Below are 4,517 nucleotides of genomic sequence, written 5' to 3' on the forward strand. Positions count from 1 at the left end.
CGATGCCTATCCGGAGCGCAGTCTCCGGGGTCATGTCGCGAGCTTCTCTCCGGGGACGGGCGCAGCGTTCTCGGTGCTCCCCGCCCAGAACGCCACCGGCAACTGGGTCAAGGTCACGCAGCGCCTTCCGGTCCGTGTAGAATTCGACCGGACGCCGCCCGGCATGGCCGCGCGGGCCGGGTTGTCGGCCAAGGTCAAGGTCGACGTGCGCGCGCCCGGCCGCGTCGGCTAGGGCCGCGCCGCGATGAGTGAGGCGCGGGACGCGGCGAACAGATGGCCGATCACCATCTCCATCATGCTGGCCACAACGATGAACACGTTGGACACCACGATCGCCAACGTGGCCCTGCCGCACATCCAGGGCAGCGTCCAGGCCGGTCCCGAACAGATCGGCTGGGTGCTGACCTCCTATATCATCGCCGCCGCGATCATGACCCCGCTGACCGGCTGGGTCGCTGGGCGGGTCGGGCGTAAGCGCCTGTTCCTGGTCTCGATCTCCGGATTTGTGATCGCCTCGATGCTCTGCGGCATCGCCACCAGCCTCCCGGAGCTGGTGATCTTCCGCCTGCTGCAAGGGGTGTTCGGGGCGGCGCTGATGCCGCTTTCCCAGGCGGTGCTTCTCGACATCAACCCCCGCGAGAAGCACGGGCAGGCAATGGCCATCTTCGGGGCCGGGGTCATCCTGGGGCCTATCCTGGGACCGGCGGTGGGTGGTTACCTGACCGAGTACTTGTCCTGGCGGTGGTGCTTCTACATCAACCTGCCCATTGGCATCCTGTCGCTCGCCGGCGTCTGGGTGTTCATCTCCGGCGACAAGCCCGCCGTTACGAAGCCCTTCGATTTCCTGGGCTTCGGGATGCTCACGCTCTTTATCGGCTCGTTCCAGCTCATGCTGGACCGCGGGCCAGGCGAAGACTGGTTCCTGTCGCGGGAAGTCTGGGCCGAAGCGATCCTCGCGGCCATCGGCCTGTGGGTGTTCGCGATCCACACCATGACGGCCGATCATCCCTTCCTTGATCGCAACTTGTTGCGAGATCGTAACTTTGTCGTCGCCAGTGTCTTCGGCTTTTTCGTCGGGATCCTGCTCTACTCGGCCATGGCCCTGCTCCCGCCGCTGATGCAGGTGCTGCTGGGCTATCCAGTGCTGACGGCCGGTATCGTCAGCATGCCACGCGGCATCGGCTCGTTCCTTGGCATGCTGGTCGTCGGGCGGCTGATCGGACGGATGGACACGCGGCTGCTGCTGTTCTCGGGCCTTGCGCTCAGCGCCACGGCCTTCTGGCAGATGTCGCACTTCGACCTGTCGATGGGCAGCGGTCCGCTGGTCGTAACCGGTATCGTTCAAGGCTTCGGGATCGGGATGATCTTCGTTCCCCTGTCCACCCTGGCCTTCGCCACCATGTCGCCGGCGCTGCGCGCGGAGGGCACGGCCGTCAACACCCTGGTCCGGAACCTGGGATCAAGCGTCGGCATATCGATCATGCAGGCGCTGGTCGTCGCAAACACCCAGGGCATGCACGAGTCCCTGGCGGCCAACATCGTGCCCAGCGCCCCCGTCATTCGCGACGGCTTGCCCGCGATCTTCGACCCGCAAAGCCCGGCAGGACTCATGGCCCTCAACGCCGAGATCACGCGCCAGGCGACGATGGTCGCCTACGTCGACTCCTTCAAGCTGATGCTGATCATCACCCTCGTATGCATGCCCATGCTGCTGCTCCTGCGAAAGCCGGGCCAGCCGGGCGGAGCGCCGACCCATGCCGCTGCCGACTAGCTTCAACCGGGCCCTTGCGGCCGCCGCCGCGACCCTGGCGCTCAACGCCTGCACGACCGTCGGGCCGGACTTCGTCACCCCCGACGCGCCTCGCGGCCCGGCCGCCGAGGGCTACGCCATGGCCGGAGACCCCGCTGCCCCACGGGTGCAGCTGTCACCGGACGCGCGGGCCGCCGGTCCATGGTGGCAGACGTTCCAGTCCGCCGAACTCGACCAGACGATCCGGCAGGCGCTCGCGGACAGCCCCAGTGTGGACGAAGCGGCCGCGACCCTGGAGCGGGCGCAAGCGCAGCTGGCGGCGGAACGCGGCGCGGAGTTACCTCAGATCGATGCCAAAGGCGGGGCCCGGACTGAAAGGATCAACACCGAATCGTTTGGCTTCACCGGCTTCCCTAGCCGGACCCTGAACCTCTTCTCTATCGGCGGCTCCGTTTCCTACGACCTCGACCTGTTCGGTGGTCGCCGCCGCCGCGTGGAGTCGGCCGCCGCCCGGGTGGACGCCGAAGCCCGCCGCGCCGACGCTGCCTACCTGGCTCTTTCCGGCAATGTCGCGCTGCAGGCGATGCGGATCGCCGCCCTGCGCGCCGAGATCGTCGAAGTCCGCGGCATCGTCGCCGCCGACCGCCGGGTCATCGGGATGATCCAGAAGGCGCAGGCCGCCGGGGGGGAGGCCCGGTCGGCGTTGTCGGTCAGCGTCGGTCAGCTCGCGGAGGACGAGGCGCTGTTGCCGCCGCTGGAGCGCGCCCTGGCCGCCGCGCGTCACCAGATGGCCCTCCTGGTCGGCAAGTCGCCCGCCGCGTACCGCGCGCCGGACTTCGAGCTCGCGGCGCTGGCATCGCCTGCAACCGTACCGATCAGCCTGCCGTCGGACCTGGTTCGCCGGCGACCCGACATTCTCGCGGCCGAGGCCGACCTGCACACGGCCACCGCCGCCATCGGCGTCGCGGTCGCCAACCAGTATCCCAACATCCGGCTCTCCGCCGACCTGACACAGACCACCACCCAGCCGGAGAAGCTCTTCAGCTATTCCGCGAGCGGGTGGAACCTGGCTTCCGGCGTCACCGCGCCGCTCTTCGATGGCGGGACGCTGAAAGCGAGACGCAGAGTGGCCGAGGCAGAGGCCAGGGTCGCGCTGTCCCGCTATCAGCAGACCGTGATGCGCGCGTTCGTCCAGGTCTCGGACGTCCTGGCGGCGCTGGCGAGCGACCAGGACGGCATCGAGAGTCTGAAGCGGGCGAACGCGGCCGCGGAATCCGGGCTGCGTGACGCCGAGACCGCCTATCGCCTGGGCGGCGGCCCCCTGATCGATGTGGCCCATGCCCAACGCACGCTCAGTCGGGCCCGTCGCGCCATGGTCCAGATTCAGGGCCAACGATACATCGACCTGGTGCAGCTTTACGTCGCCACGGCGGCCGACTGGCGGACGTCCTGATGCGGGCGAAGCGGCCTGTCCGCGCCGGCTCGCGGCGCGGATGCTCATCGCCTGGCGATCGGCCCGGCGCGCTGAGCCGGACCGCCAATCATCATGTGCCGTGAATACTATCTTGAGCCGAGGTTCGACGTGGCTTTCCTGCGATCCCTCAAGATACCGGTCCGCTGGACGGATGGGCCGCCGAACCGCCTCCCAAACACTCGGTTCAGACCGACCGACCGCGCGCCGGTCCTGCGCGCGGAAGATCCCGAAGATCCCGCCGCGGGGCTGGTCGCCAGTCACCTGCGTTGGTGGATGGTGCCTTTCTTCCACAGCGGCAGGGTAGACGATTGGAGAGTCCGCTGCATCCATGCGCGGCTGGAAACCATCGACACACGTGAAGCTTTCCGCCAGCCGTACGCGCGCCGCCGCGCGCTGGTCCCGGTGACCAGCTACATCGAATACGATGCGCCGCCCGGATGGGCCAAGGGCGAGCCCCTCCGCCGCTGGGAGGTCAGCTGGGCGCGGCGCGATTCGGCGCAGGTCCGCTACTTCGCGGGGCTCTGGGACCTCTCCAACCCCCGCGACCACGATGGTCCGCTGGAGAGCTTCGCATTCGTCACGGGCCGCCCGGGCCGGGCCTATGCGACCCCGGTGGCCGACACGGGCCGGCTCCTGAATTCCCGCCAGCCGCGCGTGCTGACCCTTGAGCAGGGGATGGAATGGCTACGGCTCGACGGGCGGGGCAAGGCGCTGCTTCTGGACCCCGAGCCGGTCGGGGGCTTCGTCGTCCGGCCGCGGCCCGAGCACCGCGACCGCACGTGAAGCGCGCGCTTCGGCCGTGTTATCGCCGTTCGAGGCGCGCGCTCAGGGTCTTCAGCGCGCGCCGGCAGCTCTCCAGGGCTTCGTCTGTCATGTCGCCAACGACATCTGCCGAGAGCCCTTCAGCGATGGCGTCGATCTGCTTGATCAGGCCTTCGCCAGCCCGCGTGAGCCGCACACATTTGGACCGACCGTCACCGGTGGCAGGGCCACGCTGGATCAATCCACGAAGCTGCAGGTGTTCCACGTGGCGCACGACCGTCGGGCCGCCAACGCCGAGCCTGTCGGCCAGTTCGCGCTGGGTCAGACCCGCGCGCGCCTCGGAGAGGACCGATAACACGCGCCAACGCGCATGCGAGAGGCCGACGGTTCTCAGACGGGCGTCGAATTGCGAACGCCAGCGGCGGCCCAGCAGCGTGGCCTCGTCTGCCACGCGCGCGACATTGATATAACGTACCATACAACATAATAGTGCGAGGCGGTTCCTGGCCCAAGGACCTCGGCGCCGCCAAC

Annotated in this window: 4 protein-coding genes and 1 pseudogene; 4 read left to right on the forward strand and 1 reads right to left on the reverse strand. The window is 68.5% G+C overall.

Translation table 11 applies throughout. The features are described from left to right. The 4 genes and pseudogenes from QZV94_RS17610 to QZV94_RS17625 form a co-directional block, all read left to right on the forward strand. A pseudogene (locus tag QZV94_RS17610) lies at positions 1-232 on the forward strand (HlyD family secretion protein); the annotation flags it as partial. 12 nt (positions 233-244) lie between these two features. Further along, positions 245-1,771, forward strand: a complete 1,527-nt coding sequence (locus QZV94_RS17615; RefSeq protein ID WP_293679589.1) for a DHA2 family efflux MFS transporter permease subunit — start codon at positions 245-247, stop codon at positions 1,769-1,771. Further along, positions 1,755-3,203 carry an efflux transporter outer membrane subunit gene (locus tag QZV94_RS17620; RefSeq protein WP_293679594.1) on the forward strand — a complete coding sequence of 483 codons (1,449 nt, stop codon included), beginning with the start codon at positions 1,755-1,757 and terminating at the stop codon, positions 3,201-3,203. Before QZV94_RS17615 ends, QZV94_RS17620 begins: the two co-directional genes overlap by 17 nt. A 93-nt stretch (positions 3,204-3,296) precedes the next feature. Further along, positions 3,297-4,007: an SOS response-associated peptidase family protein gene (locus QZV94_RS17625; protein WP_293679597.1), complete on the forward strand. Its 711-nt coding sequence runs from the start codon at positions 3,297-3,299 to the stop codon at positions 4,005-4,007. A 19-nt stretch (positions 4,008-4,026) separates the two neighbouring features. Here QZV94_RS17625 and QZV94_RS17630 read toward each other — a convergent pair whose 3' ends face one another. After that, positions 4,027-4,464 carry a MarR family transcriptional regulator gene (locus QZV94_RS17630; RefSeq protein ID WP_293679600.1) on the reverse strand — a complete coding sequence of 146 codons (438 nt, stop codon included), beginning with the start codon at positions 4,462-4,464 and terminating at the stop codon, positions 4,027-4,029. Positions 4,465-4,517: the final 53 nt, after the last annotated feature.

This window comes from uncultured Phenylobacterium sp. (genome assembly GCF_902826855.1).
In the GTDB taxonomy this organism is placed as follows: domain Bacteria; phylum Pseudomonadota; class Alphaproteobacteria; order Caulobacterales; family Caulobacteraceae; genus Phenylobacterium.